Annotated in this window: 15 protein-coding genes and 1 tRNA gene; 5 read left to right on the top strand and 11 right to left on the bottom strand. The window is 49.1% G+C overall.

The window, feature by feature from the left end:
- Positions 1-25 precede the first annotated feature (25 nt).
- From pknB to NXS08_RS06455, 7 genes are read right to left on the bottom strand one after another with little or no spacing between them, the layout of a single operon-like run.
- Positions 26-1,912 (bottom strand): Stk1 family PASTA domain-containing Ser/Thr kinase, encoded by a 1,887-nt coding sequence (pknB, locus tag NXS08_RS06485; protein ID WP_259138658.1) that lies wholly within the window; start codon positions 1,910-1,912, stop codon positions 26-28.
- Entirely contained in the window at positions 1,906-3,357 is a 1,452-nt protein-coding gene (locus tag NXS08_RS06480) for a serine/threonine-protein kinase (RefSeq protein ID WP_259138656.1), read from the bottom strand. Before NXS08_RS06480 ends, pknB begins: the two co-directional genes overlap by 7 nt.
- Positions 3,357-4,820, bottom strand: coding sequence for a penicillin-binding protein 2 (locus tag NXS08_RS06475; protein ID WP_259138654.1), 1,464 nt, complete (start codon positions 4,818-4,820; stop codon positions 3,357-3,359). The genes NXS08_RS06480 and NXS08_RS06475 overlap by 1 nt, the downstream gene beginning before the upstream one ends.
- Positions 4,817-6,217 carry an FtsW/RodA/SpoVE family cell cycle protein gene (locus NXS08_RS06470; protein ID WP_259138652.1) on the bottom strand — a complete coding sequence of 467 codons (1,401 nt, stop codon included), beginning with the start codon at positions 6,215-6,217 and terminating at the stop codon, positions 4,817-4,819. The genes NXS08_RS06475 and NXS08_RS06470 overlap by 4 nt, the downstream gene beginning before the upstream one ends.
- Positions 6,217-7,449 (bottom strand): PP2C family serine/threonine-protein phosphatase, encoded by a 1,233-nt coding sequence (locus NXS08_RS06465; RefSeq protein ID WP_259138650.1) that lies wholly within the window; start codon positions 7,447-7,449, stop codon positions 6,217-6,219. Before NXS08_RS06465 ends, NXS08_RS06470 begins: the two co-directional genes overlap by 1 nt.
- A complete protein-coding gene (locus NXS08_RS06460) occupies positions 7,446-7,934 on the bottom strand; it encodes an FHA domain-containing protein (RefSeq protein WP_259138648.1) in 489 nt (162 codons plus the stop codon). The genes NXS08_RS06465 and NXS08_RS06460 overlap by 4 nt, the downstream gene beginning before the upstream one ends.
- Positions 7,935-7,988: 54 nt before the next feature.
- A complete protein-coding gene (locus NXS08_RS06455) occupies positions 7,989-8,687 on the bottom strand; it encodes a DUF3662 and FHA domain-containing protein (RefSeq protein WP_259138646.1) in 699 nt (232 codons plus the stop codon).
- Positions 8,688-8,811: 124 nt separating this feature from the next.
- Between NXS08_RS06455 and NXS08_RS06450 the strand changes: the two genes are divergently transcribed.
- A tRNA-Leu gene (locus NXS08_RS06450) sits at positions 8,812-8,895 on the top strand.
- A gap of 72 nt (positions 8,896-8,967) precedes the next feature.
- Here NXS08_RS06450 and mtnN read toward each other — a convergent pair.
- A complete protein-coding gene (gene mtnN / locus NXS08_RS06445; protein WP_259138643.1) occupies positions 8,968-9,699 on the bottom strand; it encodes a 5'-methylthioadenosine/S-adenosylhomocysteine nucleosidase in 732 nt (243 codons plus the stop codon).
- Between the two features lie 90 nt (positions 9,700-9,789).
- Between mtnN and NXS08_RS06440 the strand changes: the two genes are divergently transcribed.
- The 4 genes from NXS08_RS06440 (at position 9,790) to nrdE (ending at position 14,669) form a co-directional block, all read left to right on the top strand.
- Complete coding sequence (locus NXS08_RS06440; RefSeq protein WP_310546945.1) at positions 9,790-11,403, top strand: L-serine ammonia-lyase; 1,614 nt, start codon at positions 9,790-9,792, stop codon at positions 11,401-11,403.
- A gap of 394 nt (positions 11,404-11,797) precedes the next feature.
- Positions 11,798-12,046, top strand: coding sequence for a glutaredoxin-like protein NrdH (nrdH, locus tag NXS08_RS06435; protein ID WP_259138641.1), 249 nt, complete (start codon positions 11,798-11,800; stop codon positions 12,044-12,046).
- Positions 12,047-12,126: 80 nt separating this feature from the next.
- Positions 12,127-12,528: a class Ib ribonucleoside-diphosphate reductase assembly flavoprotein NrdI gene (nrdI, locus tag NXS08_RS06430; RefSeq protein WP_259138638.1), complete on the top strand. Its 402-nt coding sequence runs from the start codon at positions 12,127-12,129 to the stop codon at positions 12,526-12,528.
- The gene (gene nrdE, locus NXS08_RS06425) at positions 12,513-14,669 is read left to right on the top strand and encodes a class 1b ribonucleoside-diphosphate reductase subunit alpha (RefSeq protein ID WP_259138636.1); all 2,157 of its coding nucleotides are present in this window, start codon (positions 12,513-12,515) and stop codon (positions 14,667-14,669) included. Before nrdI ends, nrdE begins: the two co-directional genes overlap by 16 nt.
- A 138-nt stretch (positions 14,670-14,807) precedes the next feature.
- On the opposite strand, the gene NXS08_RS06420 is transcribed toward nrdE, so the two are convergent.
- The 3 genes from NXS08_RS06420 to NXS08_RS06410 all read right to left on the bottom strand — a co-directional run bounded on the left by NXS08_RS06420 (position 14,808) and on the right by NXS08_RS06410 (position 17,803).
- The gene (locus NXS08_RS06420; RefSeq protein ID WP_259138634.1) at positions 14,808-15,611 is read right to left on the bottom strand and encodes a formate/nitrite transporter family protein; all 804 of its coding nucleotides are present in this window, start codon (positions 15,609-15,611) and stop codon (positions 14,808-14,810) included.
- A gap of 78 nt (positions 15,612-15,689) precedes the next feature.
- Positions 15,690-16,100 carry a hypothetical protein gene (locus NXS08_RS06415; RefSeq protein ID WP_259138632.1) on the bottom strand — a complete coding sequence of 137 codons (411 nt, stop codon included), beginning with the start codon at positions 16,098-16,100 and terminating at the stop codon, positions 15,690-15,692.
- Positions 16,097-17,803, bottom strand: a complete 1,707-nt coding sequence (locus NXS08_RS06410) for an ABC-ATPase domain-containing protein (RefSeq protein ID WP_259138630.1) — start codon at positions 17,801-17,803, stop codon at positions 16,097-16,099. The genes NXS08_RS06415 and NXS08_RS06410 overlap by 4 nt, the downstream gene beginning before the upstream one ends.
- Between the last annotated feature and the right edge of the window lie 43 nt (positions 17,804-17,846).

Here is a 17,846-nt window from a genome sequence, read left to right as displayed (position 1 = left end):
AGCTACCTATCAAAGTGACCGGCCCTTAGCCGTTCCCACCCGGTTTTTCAGGATCTTTTGGTTTATCTGATTCATTTCCCGGGCCCTCTGGCTTACTGGGATCCGTACCCGAGCCAGGGTTTTCTGGGTTGTTTTTCGGCGGTTCAGGTTTAGCCGGAACTGGAACTGCCACTTCCACAGTAATGCTAGTTTTAGTTGGTAAGATTCCCTGAGGGCTTACTGAAATAACCGTTCCTTGGGAGTGTTCATCAGTTTCCACTTGCTTTTCAACTACCAGCAGATCAAGTTCTTGCAAAATAGTCCGCACTTCCTCTAACGGTTTTCCAGCTAAATCTGCCGGAACCATCACGTTCCCAGAAGCAATGAAAATGTTAATCGCAGTTCCCTTTTTAATCGGAGCACCAATTTCTGGGGAGGTTCGCAAAATCCGATCCTTAGGTTCACCCAGTTCGTCAATCCGGTTAATTTCCCCAATCGTTAAACCAGCTGCCTTAAGGGCTTCACGCGCCTGGTCTTGAGTCATCCCCTTGATGTTGGGAACTGTAACTTCTTTCGGACCACTTGAAATCCGCAGCTGCACCTTAGATTTTTTATTAACTTTAGTGCCCGGCGCCGGATCGGAAGAAACGACTTTACCTTTTTCTACCTCATCGGAAGCAACCGGTTCCCCCTGGACACCTTCTAAACCAAGTTCATTTAACTGCTTACGAGCTTCTGCGAAATCTACATTCAAAATTGAAGCAGGAACTTCAACAGTTTCTGTTTCCGGATCAACTGCCTGGGAAGCAAAAAGAAGCCAGTAACCTAAAACTAAAGCTATTACAGTAGCAAAAGCTAAAGAAATCCACAGCCAAAGTTTGGAAGGCTTTTCTTCAACCTGTTTTCCATTACCAATTGCCTGCATATCAGTGCTAGTTTCTGTAAGTCCAGCAGCTTTCACCGAACCCGGCATAACTGTAGTTGCGGCAGTAGCCGGTAAAACAGTAGTTGCAGTAGCGGCGCTTCCTGCCGCAGGAGATTCCCAGGAACTAACCGCCGGAGCTGAAATCGCTGAACCAGCTAAAGCTCTTTCTAAGTCCACTCGCATTTGCGCAGCACTGGTATAACGCTCTTGCTTTGATTTTGCTAAAGACTTCAAAACTACTCGGTCAATCGCGTCAGGAATATCCTGGGTAATTGAAGATGGAGTAGGGGGAACTTCAGAAACGTGCTGGTAGGCTACCGCAACTGCTGAATCTCCCTTAAAAGGAGGGCGTCCAGTCAGAAGTTCAAAAAGCACACAACCGGTTGAGTACAAGTCAGAACGGGCATCAACAACTTCCGCACGCGCTTGTTCCGGAGACAGGTACTGTGCAGTGCCCACTACCGCATTAGTTTGCGTCATAGTCGCTTGAGAATCGGCAATAGCCCGGGCAATCCCAAAGTCCATTACTTTAACTTTGCCGGTGTTGGTGAGCATAATGTTTCCCGGCTTAATATCGCGGTGTACGAAACCCTGCGTATGCGAATACTCTAAAGCGGATAAAACGCCAGAAATAATCTCAACTGCTTCATCGATTGGAACTGGAGTGCCCCCCACCAGCAGTTCTTTCACCGTGTGCCCCTCAACGTATTCCATGACGATGTAGGGAACTGAGACTACGGAGCCATCTGGTAGTTTAAGATTTTCTTCACTCGTATCATAGACGGCTACGATATTTGGGTGGTTAAGTGATGCTGCTGCCTGAGCTTCACGTCGGAACCGAGTTTGGAAAATAGAATCACGCGCTAAATCGGTGCGAAGCATTTTAATTGCAACGATGCGAGACAGTCGCGTATCGAAACCCAGGTGAACTTGCGCCATGCCACCGCGCCCAATCAGGGTGCGTACTTCATAACGGCCACCTAACAAAGTGGGCTGGGAACTTACCATTTTTGGACCTCCGAAGGGGTATTTTTTATCAAGTGAGTTACTGGCGTAACTCGATAGTTTGCAGATTGAGTTGTCTGCATTGGGGGACTGGATTGAATGTAGAAAAAGATAAAGGAAAAGAGGAAGAGCACTAATCCGAAAACAAGCAGTTCTGTAATTGTGCCATTAGGATTTTCCCTCTGGTGCCGGATTGAATTTGCCGGTGAGCGTTGGGTGCGCCCTCCGTAGAGCGGACCGTAAGGAGAAAACAGGTGTTTATCGGCAGCTTTCGCACCGGGATTTTGCGGACGCAAATCAGCTTTGGGTTTCCAGTCGCGCTCATCGGTCGAAGCCCCTGCGACGCGGGGGCGGGTTGGTGATTTAGCTGCGCCCTCGCTGGCATTGGCAGGATCCGCTGGCTGAGAAAGCCAAAGTGCGCGGGTTTGCCCTTTGAGTGGGTCAGCAAGTTTTCTTCTTACCCGAGGGCGCCCCAAAACGGTTTTTCGTCTGGCTGAACCGGTTTTGGCTGAGCTGCTTAACGGTGTTTTTAACCGATCTGCCGGTTTGCTAGATCTTTGCGCGGAATCAGTTTGAGGGAGCGTAACTGGACGCGGAGCTGTAGAAATCTCCAGGGATTTAGCTGCTTTTTCTAACTCACGAATTACCGCAGTAAAGTCTGGCTGACGATCTTTTGGATGTTTACGAAGCATTCGTAAAATCAGTTTCCGTAACTGATTAGGGACAAAAGCGGGCAGTTCTGGAACCGGATCGTTTACGTGCGCAAAGGCAATATCAACTTGAGTTTTTCCTGTGAAAGGACGGCGTCCGCACAGTGCTTCGTACGCGATTACCCCCAGGGCGTAAAGATCGGATAAATGCGTGGCTGATTCTCCCATGGCCTGTTCTGGGGAGAGGTACTGGGCGGTTCCCATCACCATCCCCACATCAGTTAAAGCCACCTGGTTAGGCATAGTTGAAATCCCAAAGTCAGTGAGCTTCACAATCCCAGAATCGGTGATTAAAATATTCGAAGGTTTAATGTCGCGGTGTACTACGTTACTTGTTTTGGCAGCTTGTAAGGCGTGTGCGATTTGAATGAGTACTGGCACAACTTCGGCTGGGGAGAGCCTATGTCCAGGCTGTAAAAACTCGTTAAAGGGACGACCTTCAACCAGTTCCATAACAATCCAACCCACCCCGTTAAGTTCGCCGTGATCTAAGACAGCGGCAATGTTTTGGTGGCGGATTTGCATGGCATTTTGCGCTTCAATACGAAGGCGCGTTAAAAACGCTTCTTGCCCAGCTAATTCTGGTTTCAATACTTTAATGGCAACTTTACGAGCAGTAATTTGGTCGCGAGCAGCCCAAACTTCTCCCATGCCACCAATTGCAAGCTGAGTAATCAGCGTGTAGCGTCCGCCAATGACTTTTCCAGGATGATTAGAGGTAGCTGCGTGATAGTTCACTAGTTACCTCCTTTCGACAATCCGGCTTCAAGAACTGCTTTCGCAATGGGTGCTCCATCTACAGCACCGTAGCGAGCTGGTTTAGATTCATCACCTTCAACTAAAACGGCAACAACGATCTGGGGATTATCCGCCGGCGCAAAAGCAGTCACCCAAGCATTGGCATACCCGGGTACACCTGTTTCCGCAGTGCCAGTTTTCGCAGCTACCTGCACCCCGGGAATAGAAATTCCCGTTCCGGTGCCATACGGTTGATTAACGGTTTCTACCATTAAGGTAGTTAAGGATTTAGCTACTTCAGCAGAAATTGGGGTGGCGTAAACTTCTGGGGTAATGGACTGTACTTTTTCTAAATCAGAAGACAAAACTGAGCGAATCAGCTGAGGTTTCATGATTTTACCCTCGTTGGCTATCGCCGCCGTAACCATTGCCATTTGTAAAGGTGAAGCAGTAACTTGTCCCTGTCCGATGGAAGCTAACCCGATTTGCGCTAAATCGTTTTCTTCAGGGAAGTTAGAGGCAGTTACTTTTAGAGGGATTTCAGTAGCTTCACCGAAGCCAAAATCTTCGGCTTTATCCCGCAGTAGTTGTGGGTCAAGTTTAAGGGCTTCGTCAATGAACGGAGTATTACAAGAAATAGCGAATGCTTCCGCTAAAGTTGGTGTCCCGTTCAGGCAGGGGCCTCCTGAGAAGTTTGGGACAGACACGTTTGAGCCAGGTAGGGTAATTTGTGCTGGGCCCTGCAACTGAGTTTCAGTAGTTACCCCATTTTCTAATAAAACAGCGGTGGTAATTATTTTAAAAACTGACCCCGGAGCATAGGAAGAACCGTCGGTAACTCGATTATTTAAAGGTCGTTTCGGATCGGTTTCTAGAGTTTGAGCGTAGGCTAGGGCAGCTTCGGAATTACTTCCCGCTAGCTGATTAGGGTCGAAACTGGGAGATGAGTAGAGAGCTAAGATTTCTCCGGTTTTCGGATTTAATGCCACAACCGCGCCTTTTTTGTCTCCTAATGCGGCAGCTGCTACCTGCTGCATTTGAGAATCTAAGGTGAGTTCAATGCCGTTGCCTTGGCGTGGTTTACCAGTAATCGTATTAAGGAAACGTTGTGTCCACAAACTGGGAGCTTCCCCGTTTAGAACCTGCGCTGAAACAGACTCTAAACCAGTTGCCGAGTTTAAGTTTGCTGAAAACCAGCCGGTTACAGGCGCATAGAGAGGTCCCTGCGGGTAGGTGCGATCAAAACGGCGACTGTTAGCAATTTGTACAGATTTTGCGACTGCTTCACCGTCCACCACAATTGGGCCGCGGTCTTTTTCTGCGGCGTGTAAGAAAGTGCGCGTATTACGCCCGTCGGCATTTAAAGAAGGCGCTGCCCAAAATTGCAAGTAGGTGGAGGCTAGCATCAATGAAATAACCATTGAGAAAGCAACTAAGAAAAGTTTACGAATCTGCGGGTTCATGCGGACGCTCCACTTCTGACAGTAACTTTCTTAGATTTTTCTGTCCCCGCATCGTTTACTGGCAGGGGCGTGGGGCGACGCGCCGCATCAGAAATGCGAAGTAAAAGCGCAATCGCGATCCAAGAAGAAACCATGGATGATCCGCCTTGCGCTAAGAAAGGCGCAGTTAAACCAGTTAGTGGAATTAGTCGGGTGATTCCCCCTAAAACAACGAAAAGTTGCAGGGCTAGAGAGAAAGAAATACCGACAGCTAAGAGTTTTCCAAACCCGTCTCTTACCCCAATCGCAGCGCGGAAACCACGTTCAATCAAGATTAAGTACATTAGTAAAATAGCCATTAAACCGGTTAAACCCAGTTCTTCTGCTAAGGACGCCAAAATGAAATCAGAGTTCGCAAAAGGAACCAGGTTCGGATAGCCCAACCCCCAACCGGTACCAAAGAGTCCTCCAGAGGCCATGCCGAACTGTCCTTGCACAACCTGGTGGGAACCGCCCACCATATCATAAATCTCAGGGTCAAACGCATTGAGCCAAATATTCACCCGTCGCCCTACGTGGCTAAATAGTTTTGTAGCCACCAGTGCAGCCGGAATGAAAAGCAAACCACCTAAAATAATCCAAGAAGTGCGGTTGGTAGCTACATAAATCATCGCTACGAAAAGACCGAAGTAGAGAAGAGACGTACCCAGGTCACGTTGCATTACTAAAATAATGACAGAGATACCCCAGACAACTAAGATCGGCCCTAAATCTCTAATTCGAGGCAAGCGAATTCCCAATACTTTCGGGCCGCCAACCGCCAGAGAATCACGATTTGCTACCAGGTATCCGGCAAAGAAAACAGCCAGGGTAATTTTCACGAACTCAGCTGGTTGCAGAGAAAAAGGCCCCAGGGAAATCCAGATTTTAGCTCCGTATTTAGCTCTCCCTAAACCTGGAATAAATGGAGACAGTAGCAGCAAAATGGAGACGAACATGGCGGTGAACGTGTATTTTCGCAGTACTCGATGATCGCGAATTACGATTAGTACTACGAATGCTGCGGTTAAGCCTACCCCAACCAGAATCAGCTGTTTAATGCCGACCACCGGTTCGCCGGTAATCGTATAAGCCATGTCAATCCGATAGATCATGGCCAAACCTAAACCGGTTAAGCCAACCGCTAAAGGCAAAATCACCGGATCGGCATAAGGGGCAAAGTAGCGCACTAAGAGAGTTCCCCCCAGGCCCAACGCCACCAAAAGGGCAATGTGAACCCCTAAATTAGCAGGGAGTGCTCCGGTGCGGTTTAAAGAAGTGAGGATGTAACCGCCGACTCCCATCGCTAACGCTAAGAGCAGCAAAACATACTGAAAAACGGGTTGCGGTTTACTGGTTGAAACAGTTACGGTTGCCATTAGTTCCCCCCGGAACTTTCCGGCTTAGACTGTCCTGCTCCCTGTTGTTTCTCTAAAGTTTCCAGGTAGCTATCGATAGCTTCGCGGCTATTGCGGCGGACTGGTTCTTTAAGTCTTTCTAACTCAACTGGGCGCAATAGTTTTGGATCAACTTTAGAAATTCCAACCGGATGAGATAGTTCAATCGGACCAATAGTCTGTGGTATACCTTGATAAATTAAGATTTTATCGTCTTTAATCAACGCATAATACTGCTGTTGCGACCAGGCATAACCAGCCCAAATTCCTAAGCCCAGAACCGCAGTAATAACTAAAGCCAAAAACGGAGTTAGCCAAGTGCGTCGAGGTACCGGAAGGGACGGAGCATCGTCCTCGAATAAATCTAAATTATCTGCCGCAGAAATAGAAGCTGCTTTCCCCGCCGCCCCTTTAGAACCACGAGTAGGACGAGCCCGATCAACAGCAACCGCACCAACAATCTGCGGAGTCTGCTCAACTAAAGTACCTGCCGGAACCACCTCAGCTAACACAACTGTGATGTTATCCGGTCCTCCCGCACGCAAAGCTAACTCAAGTAGTATGTCGGCACACTCGTCCGGGTCAGCATACTCTTGCATAACCGCGCAAATAGTATCATCAGACACCACCCCGGAAAGACCATCAGAACAAAGTAGCCAGCGGTCACCCACAATAGCCTCACGCAAAGACTCATCAGGGGTGCCATCAATTTCCGTAGAAGAAAGAACCTTCAAAACCACGTTTCGCTGCGCGTGAGTTTCAGCTTCCTTTTCAGTAATCTGCCCCGTATCAACCAAATACTGCACAAAAGAATGGTCAGAAGTAACCTGCGTAAGACGCCCATCACGCAGCAAATAAGCTCGCGAATCACCCACGTGAACCATCGCTAACTTATTACCACTACGCATTAAAGCGATGCAGGTAGTTCCCATCCCCTTTAACTTCGGATCAACCTTAGCGCGCTCTAAAAGTTCCGTACGCGTATCCGCCAACCCTTTACGCAACAGACCTAACATATCTTCAGCAGGATAAGAGTCGGTATCAAGATGAGCTAAGTGTCCCACCACAATTGAAGACGCTAAATCGCCCCCAGCAGAGCCACCCACACCATCAGCTAAAATCAGCAGATGCGGGCCAGCATAACCAGAATCCTGATTAGACTTACGAATCAAACCCACATCAGAGCGGGCAGCATAACGAAACTCTACGGTCATTGGTTCACCAACTCAAAGGTAGATTGACCAATTCTTAAAATTTTCCCAACACTAAGTGGCTGCGGATAATGAATCCGCTCATCATCCAAATAAGTTCCATTAGTGGAACCTAAGTCTTCGACATACCAAATATTTTCTGCCTTATAAATCCGCGCATGCTGAGAAGAAGCATAAGAATCATCTAAAACTAAAGTAGCGGACGGAGACCGACCAATAATTACTTCCGCATTGGTCAGAGCTAACGAAGTCCCCAGCAGTGGACCGGACGTAATCAGTAAAGCCGGATTATCAAGTGGCGCTTTACCCAAACCGCGGGTTCGCCGCTTTTTTTCCTTAACTTCTTTACTTAACCGCCCTTTACCCCGGGGAGTAACCACGGTTCCAAAAATATCCTGGCGCAGCACTGAGATAGTTCCCAAAACAACTGCCCACAATAAAAACAGGTAGGCGAAACGGAAAACCGTGAACGCTAAATCTGAAGTCATGAGTGCTGTCCTTGAAAACTATAGTTACTGTGCATGGATAAAGTTGAAATGAGTTCAGTAGACCTCATCAGAGGTGCGGAACAAAATCCGTGTCCGGCCAATCACCAGCTGATTACCATCAACCAAAGTTGCGGCATCTACCTTATAGCCCTCAACGAATAGCCCATTCGTAGAACCTAAATCGGTGGCAATCACCCCGTCTGGAGTTTTCCGTAACTCCAAATGCTTCCGCGAAATCCCTGAATCGGCAATAGTGATATCGGCTTCCACACTCCGACCAATCACCGTAACTGGCTGAGTTAAAAGCCAACGCTCCCCTTCAATTTCAATAATCGGATGATCAGTTGAAGCAGCTTGGCTAACAGCTGGAGCCACCGGACCACGCTCCAACTGAGCGCTGATCTCTAACTGTCCAGTAAGCTCATCAGCTCCCAACTCAAATTCAACGGAAACTGGACCCAGCAAAGAATAATCATTTTCCTGCGCATACTGCAGTGCCGTATTTTCAATTTCGCTGGCAATAGCTTCTAAACCCAAATCTTCTAACTTCTTATAATCAGTCCGTGAAACACTCACCACGAAACGATTAGGAGCCACAATATGGTCACGCGCAAATTCCTGAACATCTTCCTCCATGCGTTTACGCACCGCAGAAGTAATATCAACCGGTTTTAGACTACTGCGAAACACTTTCGCGAAAGTCCCCTGCACGCCTTTTTCCATGGCGGATTCAAACCGACTTAGGATACCCAATTTTGGCTCCTTCCATAAGATGTTCGATTCCGTTTAGATACTCGTATTATTTCTAGTTTACCCTAGAGGAAAGGAAACTGAATTTGCGTAACCGGGATTTTTTTAGGTAGACTTATCTAGTCTTGCGCGGGTGGCGGAATAGGTAGACGCGCACGGTTCAGGTCCGTGTGCCCTTGCGGGCATGGGGGTTCGACTCCCCCCTCGCGCACAAGATTAAACTCCGAAGCCAAATTGGCGACGGAGTTTTTTGCTATCTACCCCCCTATAACTGGGGGATAAATCACCCTAAAAGTTTTGAAACAGTTCGGAAAGAAACTAACGCAGCTTCTTCTGCCGCAATATGGAAATCCTGCCCCGCCGCTGGACCACACAGGTCAGAAACTCCCCGCGCCGAAACAAACGGCACCTCACTTAAAAAGCACACTTGCGCAGCCGCAGCAGATTCCATATCCACTCCCAACACAGCGGGGAAACGCTCGCGGGTATCTTCCACATTAGCTTCCGTCACAAAAGCATCCGATGACGCTACCGCCCCCACCAGCACCCGCGGAAACTCACTGTCAGCACTTACTTTAGATAGGTTCGGTAAAACCTCCAACGTTGCAGGAAAATCTACCGGAAGTCCGGGGACCTGACCGGGGGCATAACCAAAGGCAGTGGCGTCCGCCCTCGAGAAAATAAAAGAACTCCCCACAATCGCGTCGCGAACTCTAACTGAAGCTGCCAAACCGCCACAGGTGCCGACGCACAGGTAACCGGCCACGGCGCTACTGCCAGCAGATACAAATGAAAGTGCTCGACTAGCAGCAGTGGCCGCATTAACTAAACCAATTCCAGAGCGAACTAAAAGAACTTCTCTGCCCAGCCAAGTGCCTAAATGAAACTCCTGATTCGCTACCAAAAATGACTGCCGCACTTTAGTTGCCTGCAAAAAGGGCGCCAATTCCAGTTCCATCGCGGCGACAATGACCGTTACCGCGGGCGTTTCAAACTTGAACTGAGGAAACTTCATCTTAACCGCTCCAAATTCGCGTAGGCAGGTAGTATTAGTAAATACTTAACAATGAAATCTTAACTGAGAAAACGCGAAAGGGCAGGTAACGTGGGGGACGCAAACCAGGTTTCTAACCAGCCTCTGATTGAGCCAACTGAATTTGCTACGGCAGCTGGGTTAATCTCTGGACATGACCGCGCTGAGGAAGTGGCTCGCCCCCTCTCTGTCTTTGACATGTTCCGAATTGGGATTGGCCCTTCCTCTTCACATACGGTGGGTCCGATGCGCGCCGGTTTAGCTTTTGTTACTGCCTTAGAAGAAGCCCACGCACATCAGATTAAAGATGGGAAACTACAAATCGTCGGGTTTACGGTGGAACTTTTCGGCTCCTTAGGGGCAACTGGGAAAGGTCACTCCACTGACCGGGCAGTGCTACTGGGTTTAGAGGGGTACTTGCCGGATACTGTTCCGGGACCAGTGGTAGCTAACTGTTTAGAAAGAGTGATCGCAGAGCAGAAAATTAACTTAGCCTGCGGCTGTGAAGTTGCTTTTGACCATGCTAAAGATATGCAGTTCAAGCCGTTTACAGTTTTGCCCTATCATGTGAATGGTTTGACGATTACAGCGCGTTTGGTGAACACCGAGGTTGAACCGGTGCAGACGATTGATTTTGCGCGCACCTACTATTCAGTGGGGGGCGGTTTTGTGATGGAGGACCGTTCCGCTGATCCAGCTATCCCAGATGTGGTTGCGTTAGCTGCTCCAGCTGCAGTGGAAACTTACGCTAATCCTGCTCCGTATCCGTTTGCGAATACCGCGCAGCTATTGGAGATTTGTGCGGAAAACGGGTTGAGTATTGCCGATGTAGTGCGAGCAAATGAGGAGGCTTCGCGTCCGAGGGCGGAAGTGAATGCCTATTTAGATTTAATTCATCAAACTATGGCTGAATGTATTGAATCTGGTTGTTCCACCGAAGGAGTTTTACCGGGTGGGTTAAAGGTGAATCGCCGTGCGCCGGGTCTTTTCCGAGCTTTAGGAGGGCGTAAAGGGGAAACGGTTGAAGAAGCGGTAGCTAACCCGTGTGGCCCAGGTGCTTGGCTGGGGTGCGAGAACGATCCGTTACGAGCGATGGAGTTCGTTAATCTGTATGCCCTGGCAGTAAATGAAGAAAATGCTGCAGGGCATCGAGTCGTAACTGCTCCAACAAACGGTGCGGCCGGAGTGATTCCAGCAGTGCTCGGATACTTAGTGAATTTTTGTCCTGAGGGGCAGGAAAACCGTGTTGAAGCGGTTCGGAACTTCCTGCTGGCAGCCACTGCGATTGGGGCGATTATTAAGACGAATGCTTCGATCGCGGGAGCGGAAGTTGGGTGTCAAGGCGAAGTAGGTTCAGCTTCTGCAATGGCAGCTGCTGGGTTGGCTTCCGCCTTGGGAGGAACATCTGCGCAGGTGGAAAATGCGGCAGAGATTGCGATGGAACATTCTTTGGGGCTCACCTGTGATCCGATTGGAGGGCTGGTGCAGATTCCTTGTATTGAACGTAATGCGATTGCGGCAGTTAAGTCGATTAATGCTGCTCGTATGGCGTTATTGGGAGATGGCCGGCATACGGTTTCTTTGGACGCGGCGATTGAAACTATGCGGCAGACCGGGGTGGATATGCACTCGAAATATAAGGAAACTTCCGCCGGTGGTTTAGCGGTTAATGTGGTCGAATGTTGAACTGTCCTGTTCTCAAATGACCCTAATCGACACGCCCGAATGCGGGTGTACGAGGGTTTTAATTTCGCGAGCTTTTCCACATTTTCACAGGCTGTTAATTTTCAGTTTCCACTGAAGCGAAACAGGGTCTTCTTTATATTTCAAGTGAATGCACGAATTCTCTTCCACAGAGAGCGAATCACCAAGGTGGAAACACGCCATTTTGTGGTGGTGGAACATTTTAACCACTAGGTGTAGTGTTTATTGAGGTAGAAGAAAATACTGTTGAGAATTAATAAACACAGGGGTGTAACTCTTAGCAGGAAGTACTTACTGATAAGACAAAAAATATGTCAGACCCTAACGGTAGGCTAAACGTGTCGGTAAGTCTTTAAGAATAGAAAGGAAGGCTCCGATGACAATTACCGTTTACAGCAAGCCACAGTGCGTGCAGTGCGATGCAACTAAACGAGCTTTAAAAAAGCAGGGTTTAGACTTTGAGGTCATCGACATGAGCCTCGATCTGGAAGCACTAGAGTTCGTTAAAGGACTAGGCTACGTTCAAGCACCAGTAGTGATGGCTGGCGACGAGCACTGGTCAGGATACCGTCCAGACCTAATCAAACAGATTGCTCAAGCTGCCGCTGCCGTGGCAAACGGTTAAAACTAAACGGAAACTACCGTCTTTAACAAAGCCTATTTAAGCCTTGTTAAAGACGGTAGTTATCCAGTTAAGAGACTTCCATGGTTTATGTAGTCTACTTTTCTTCAGCAACTGAAAACACTAAGCGATTTGTTGAAAAGCTTGGTTTTGAAGCTGACCGTATTCCGCTCAGAGCAATGGAACCACTCTTATACGTAGATAAACCCTACGTGCTAATCACCCCCACTTACGGCGGCGGAAACGTTAAAGGAGCCGTCCCAAAACAAGTGATTAAGTTTCTCAACCATGAGGCAAACCGCGCACAATGCGTGGGAGTAATCTCTTCAGGAAACACCAACTTCGGAACGGCCTTTTGCCTAGCAGGTGACATTATTTCAGCTAAGCTAAAAGTGCCCCACATGTATAAATACGAACTTTTAGGCACGGCAAGTGACGTGGCTAAAGTGCAAGAAGGACTGAGAGAATTTTGGCAGAAAATCTAACCGACACCGGCTTGGAAACGGCACCCTCCCCGGAATTGGATTACCATGCACTAAACGCCCAATTGAACCTTTACGACAAAGACGGAAAGATTCAATTCGACGCAGATAAGAAAGCTGCCCGCCAGTATTTCTTGCAACACGTCAACCAAAACACGGTTTTCTTCCACAACTTAGAAGAAAAACTCGATTACTTAGTCACTGAAGGTTACTACGAACCAGAAGTCTTAGAACAGTACGACTTTCCTTTCATTAAGAGCCTCTTCCAACGTACATACGCACATAAATTCCGCTTCCCCTCATTCCTGGGCGCGTTTAAGTACTACACCTCTTACACGCTGAAAACTTTTGATGGAAAACGCTACTTAGAACGTTTCGAAGATCGCGTTGCAATGGTTGCCCTCTACCTGGCCCGCGGGAACAAAGAAGTAGCGGAATACCTGGTAGATGAAATCATTAGCGGACGCTTCCAACCAGCTACCCCAACTTTCCTCAACGCCGGGAAAAAAGCTAGAGGGGAACTGGTCTCTTGCTTCCTCCTGCGGGTAGAAGACAATATGGAATCTATCGCTCGAGGGATTAACTCAGCGCTACAACTGTCCAAACGAGGCGGAGGAGTGGCCCTGTCCCTCACCAACCTACGTGAAGCCGGCGCCCCCATTAAGCGGATTGAAAACCAATCTTCAGGCATCGTGCCAGTCATGAAACTACTAGAAGACGCATTTTCCTACGCAAACCAGCTGGGAGCACGCCAAGGAGCCGGAGCCGTGTACCTACACGCACACCACCCGGACATTATGAAATTCCTTGACACTAAACGCGAAAACGCCGACGAAAAAATCCGGATTAAGTCACTTTCTCTGGGCGTAGTTATTCCCGACATTACTTTCGAACTGGCAAAAAACAATGAGGATATGTACCTATTCTCTCCCTACGATATTGAACGGGTTTACGGAGTTCCCTTTACCGAAATCTCAGTAACCGAAAAGTACCGTGAAATGGTAGAGGACGGGCGGATTCGCAAGAAGAAAATCAACGCGCGTCGTTTCTTCCAAACTATCGCCGAAATCCAATTTGAATCCGGCTACCCCTACATTGTTTTTGAAGACACCGTGAATCGCGAAAACCCCATTAAGGGACGCATCACCATGTCTAACCTCTGCTCGGAAATCCTCCAAGTATCAGAAGCCTCCACCTACAACGAAGACCTCACTTTCTCACACGTAGGTAAAGACATTTCCTGCAATCTGGGTTCACTAAATATCGCTAAAGCAGTAGACTCACCAGACTTCGCTTTAACTGTAGAAACCGCGATCCGCGGGCTAACGTCAGTTTCTGACCTATCTAACATTTCTTCAGCGCCCTCGATCGAACGTGGAAACCGCATGTCCCACGCAATCGGGCTGGGACAGATGAACCTGCACGGTTTCCTGGCTCGCGAACGCATATTCTACGGGTCTGAAGAAGCCCTAGATTTCACCAACATGTACTTCTACGCAGTGACCTACCAGGCATTGCGCGCCTCCAACAAGATTGCGCGCGAACGCGGCGAAAGTTTCCACGGCTTCACCGACTCTAAGTACTACACCGGAGAATACTTCACCAAGTACATTGAAGGCACCTGGGAACCACAAACAGACCGAGTTCGCGAAATCATCGCTAACTCCACCATCTACCTGCCAACTCCGGAAGATTGGAAGCAGCTCGCCGCCGACATACACGAATACGGAATGTACCATCAGAACCTGCAGGCAGTACCTCCAACCGGTTCCATCTCATACATCAACTACTCAACTTCTTCGATCCACCCGATCGTGTCAAAGATCGAAATCCGCAAAGAAGGAAAGATTGGGCGCGTCTACTATCCGGCGCCTTACATGACAAATGAGAACTTAGAGTACTACCAGGACGCCTACGAAATCGGGCCAGAAAAGATTATCGACACCTACGCAGTAGCTACCCAGCACGTCGATCAAGGGCTGTCTTTAACTTTGTTCTATCCGGACACAGTTTCCACCCGAGACCTGAACAAGTCCTACATTTACGCGTGGCGTAAAGGGATTAAGACCATGTATTACATGCGAATTAGGCAGATGGCTTTAGCAGGTACTCAGGTAGAAGACTGCGTTTCTTGCCAGCTATAAGAAAAAGGCGGTTTACGAGTCTACCAGCCCGGTAAGACTCGTAAACCGCCTTAAAAATACCGAAATCGGTGTGAAATACGAGTCTAGGCCCCCGTTACGACTCGTAAACCGCTCACCTGGATGCGAAACAGCGGAAACTCAGTGGCGCTTCACCAAAGCGGTAGCCTCTTTAACCGGGCCACCCACCAGCAGGTAAGCACCCCCAATAAACACAGCGCCCCCAACTAAGTTACCCGCCCCCACAATCAGCCAGTTACGGGCAGCTTCAAATAAAGTAGCCTGCTCAACGCCCAGGAATAACCCCAACGAAAAAGTAGTCATATTAGCAACAACGTGTTCAAAACCAGAAGTCACAAAAGCGAACATAGCCCAACCCATCAGCAGGATTTTCGCCACATCATTCTGAGTACGCGCCTGACTCCAAATCGCTAAACAAACCAGCACGTTACACATAATCCCGCGAACAAAAAGCTCCAAATCGCTCTTATGAACCTTCGCAGCAACAACGCCTTCCAACATTCCCCCCGCCGCAGTATCAGCAGCGAAAACACCGGAATAACTCACCAGCGCCGCCAAAAGAACAGAACCCACTAAGTTACCAAGCAAAATAAGCATTAACACAGTAACAGCGCGAAGCAACGCCACCTGTTTACCCGCCACCGCCTGGGGTAAGGCCATCATCGCAGAAGTAGCCAACTCGCCCCCTGCAAAAACCACCAGCACTAAACCTAAACCAAAAACCAACCCAGACAGCAGTGGCGCAGCCGGGCTTTGCGCCACATAAAACGGGCCGGCCGCAGTAAACATAAGAATATCTGCGATTCCAATAAAAATGCCACCAAGTAAAGTAGCAACAGCGAAAGCTAAAGGACGGTTAATGCCAGCAGCCTTATGGTGACCTGATTCCATTTGCGCGGCTAAAGATTCTTGAAGATTAAGCATGACTTTAGTTTAAAAGGTCAGCACCTAAAACTTACGGCCCGCAAGTCCCGGATCAGCAAAACAGCCCGCTAAGCGCCCCTAAAACGTATCGGGAAGCTCCCGCTGCAAATGTGCGAATAAACCATCTTTAGCTACCGCCATGCCTAAAACTACTTCCGTTTCCGCAGTATCCGGCTCCTCACAGGCAACACCGCAACGCTGATCGGCGGCGATAAGCTGATCCACCCACTCTTGTTCAGCTGGATTTTCAATCGCAAACAAATACCGCCACTTAGAAGTGTCCTGATAGTAGGCAACTACAGCCTCACCATCTTCCGACCCCTCGAACTCAATCGCTGGCGTCCAGTTCGGAAATAAAGAAATAGCGTTAAAAAGATACTCCAACCGAGCTTCATACGCGTGCGTAAGCCGCTGCCCCTCCCAACTCCAAGCCGGTTGGAAACCATCAGCTACACGCGGAAAAGTCACTGGGCGAGGACGCGCATTCATGCGGACGCTCCTAAACTCAAAGTGCGCAACCGGTTTAAAGCTGCCACAATATCAATCTTCCGAGGGCGCACCCAAAACGCCGGTTTATCAGGGCCACCTAAAGCAACCAGCCCGTGAGTTTCAATCGCCTGATCTAAAGCATCCACAGTTTCACGTAAAGAAAGCCCCTGCCTAAATCCAGTGGGCCGAGAACTATCCAATAAACCTCTTAACGCCCAAGCAATCGATTCAGTCTGCCCCGGATCCACAATCTGCTCCACGTCAGAAAGGTCAATATCCACACGGTCTAAAGAAATCTGATTCAACCCGCGACTGCGCGTCTTTGACTTCCCCTTAGGCGAAGCTAAAGGCTGCGGGTAACGCTGCAAAAACCGCGGAAACTCAGTTGCATCGAAACGATCCCGGGGAAGCTCTCTGGCGATTTCGTGCGCCTGAACGGTAACGTCCTTACACTGATATTCGTCCATTAACAGCACAGTATCAGCAACGTCCAGGTAGTCACCCGAGCCACCCATCACTAAAATCGTTGAAACGTCCGCAGCAGCTAAACTTCTGATCCGATCCACTAAAGGCGTGATCGGTTCTTTTTCTTTAGCCACCAACTGACGCATCCGCGCGTCACGAATCATCAGGTTAGTAGCAGAGGTGTCCTCATCAATTAAGAGGGTATCTGCACCGCCCTCCAAGGCTTCCATAATCGCAGCAGCCTGGGAAGTGGAACCGGACGCATTCTCAGTGGAAAACTGGGTTGTGCGCGCACCCCCGGGCAGATTAGTAATGAAAGGAGAAATATCCACCTTCGTGACAGCTCGCCCGTCAGCGGCACGCACTTTCATCGCCTGCGGGCGAGTAGCAACAAGCTGACGCCCATCTGCCGGAACATGCGGGTAAACTGCGCGTTGGATAGCGTTCAACAGGGTAGATTTCCCATGGAAACCACCACCCACAATCAAAGTAACCCCAGGTTTAAGCGCCATGCCACTTACACTTCCCACATAGGGAAGTTCCACGGTGGCACGCAAAGAAGCAGGGCTGCTAAAGGCGATCGCGTCAGTTAAAGGCAGATCAGAAATCCCTGAACGGCGCGGCAAAATAGCGCCGTCAGCAATAAATGACACCCAGTTATTTTCTTTCAACGCCTGCTGCAACGCCAGGTAATCCAAGTAGGTTTCCACGTGTTCCTGTAACTGCGCTAAAGGAGCTTCGGGGGAGGTGAAATCTAAAGTATCTTGCGCCGTATAGGGAATTTCTACGTCCATAAGCTGCGCCATGGCTCGCCCTAAAATGGTGCGCCCGCGAGCGGGAAACTGGCATTGGAAACGCAGTTCTATGGTTTTCGCGGTGGCGTGCGCGTAAGAGCGTTCTAAAATTTCTTGCCCGCAGCGAGCAATGGAAAGTTCCGGAGTTTGTTTGACTGCTTGATGGAAAAGCCGCGCCAGGAAATCTGCTACCGCAATCTGTTTGGCTTTGCTGTCCAGTAAGTGCGCGGGGATCCCCAGTTGGCGGGGGTCGGCAGTGATTCGCAGGGCCGAGGGCGGAGCGTAGGGGTCTGATTGGACTCGATCAATATGGAGGGTGAAGTCTTGATAATCGTAGTCTCCGCGCAGTGACTTGTACGCTCCGTAGTTGCGTCCGTCTAGGTCGTAACAACGGTCAATCAAATCACGGTCACTACCGGTTTGCCGAGTGTCCTCTGAGTACATGGGAGTCCTTTCTAAGTCTGCTATTAGTATAGCTGGGCGGGGT

Source organism: Gleimia sp. 6138-11-ORH1, assembly GCF_024814355.1.
Taxonomy (GTDB): domain Bacteria; phylum Actinomycetota; class Actinomycetes; order Actinomycetales; family Actinomycetaceae; genus Gleimia.
Note: the sequence above shows the minus strand (reverse complement) of the source record. Positions and strands in the feature narration are given on the sequence as shown.

Excerpts from the sequence above, each read along its gene's own strand:
- pknB (WP_259138658.1), bottom strand. The coding sequence starts at position 1,912 with ATGGTAAGTTCCCAGCCCACTTTGTTAGGTGGCCGTTATGAAGTACGC.
- NXS08_RS06475 (WP_259138654.1), bottom strand. The coding sequence starts at position 4,820 with ATGAACCCGCAGATTCGTAAACTTTTCTTAGTTGCTTTCTCAATGGTT.
- NXS08_RS06470 (WP_259138652.1), bottom strand. The coding sequence starts at position 6,217 with ATGGCAACCGTAACTGTTTCAACCAGTAAACCGCAACCCGTTTTTCAG.
- NXS08_RS06465 (WP_259138650.1), bottom strand. The coding sequence starts at position 7,449 with ATGACCGTAGAGTTTCGTTATGCTGCCCGCTCTGATGTGGGTTTGATT.
- NXS08_RS06460 (WP_259138648.1), bottom strand. The coding sequence starts at position 7,934 with ATGACTTCAGATTTAGCGTTCACGGTTTTCCGTTTCGCCTACCTGTTT.
- mtnN (WP_259138643.1), bottom strand. The coding sequence starts at position 9,699 with ATGAAGTTTCCTCAGTTCAAGTTTGAAACGCCCGCGGTAACGGTCATT.
- nrdH (WP_259138641.1), top strand. The coding sequence starts at position 11,798 with ATGACAATTACCGTTTACAGCAAGCCACAGTGCGTGCAGTGCGATGCA.
- nrdI (WP_259138638.1), top strand. The coding sequence starts at position 12,127 with ATGGTTTATGTAGTCTACTTTTCTTCAGCAACTGAAAACACTAAGCGA.
- NXS08_RS06420 (WP_259138634.1), bottom strand. The coding sequence starts at position 15,611 with ATGCTTAATCTTCAAGAATCTTTAGCCGCGCAAATGGAATCAGGTCAC.
- NXS08_RS06415 (WP_259138632.1), bottom strand. The coding sequence starts at position 16,100 with ATGAATGCGCGTCCTCGCCCAGTGACTTTTCCGCGTGTAGCTGATGGT.
- NXS08_RS06410 (WP_259138630.1), bottom strand. The coding sequence starts at position 17,803 with ATGTACTCAGAGGACACTCGGCAAACCGGTAGTGACCGTGATTTGATT.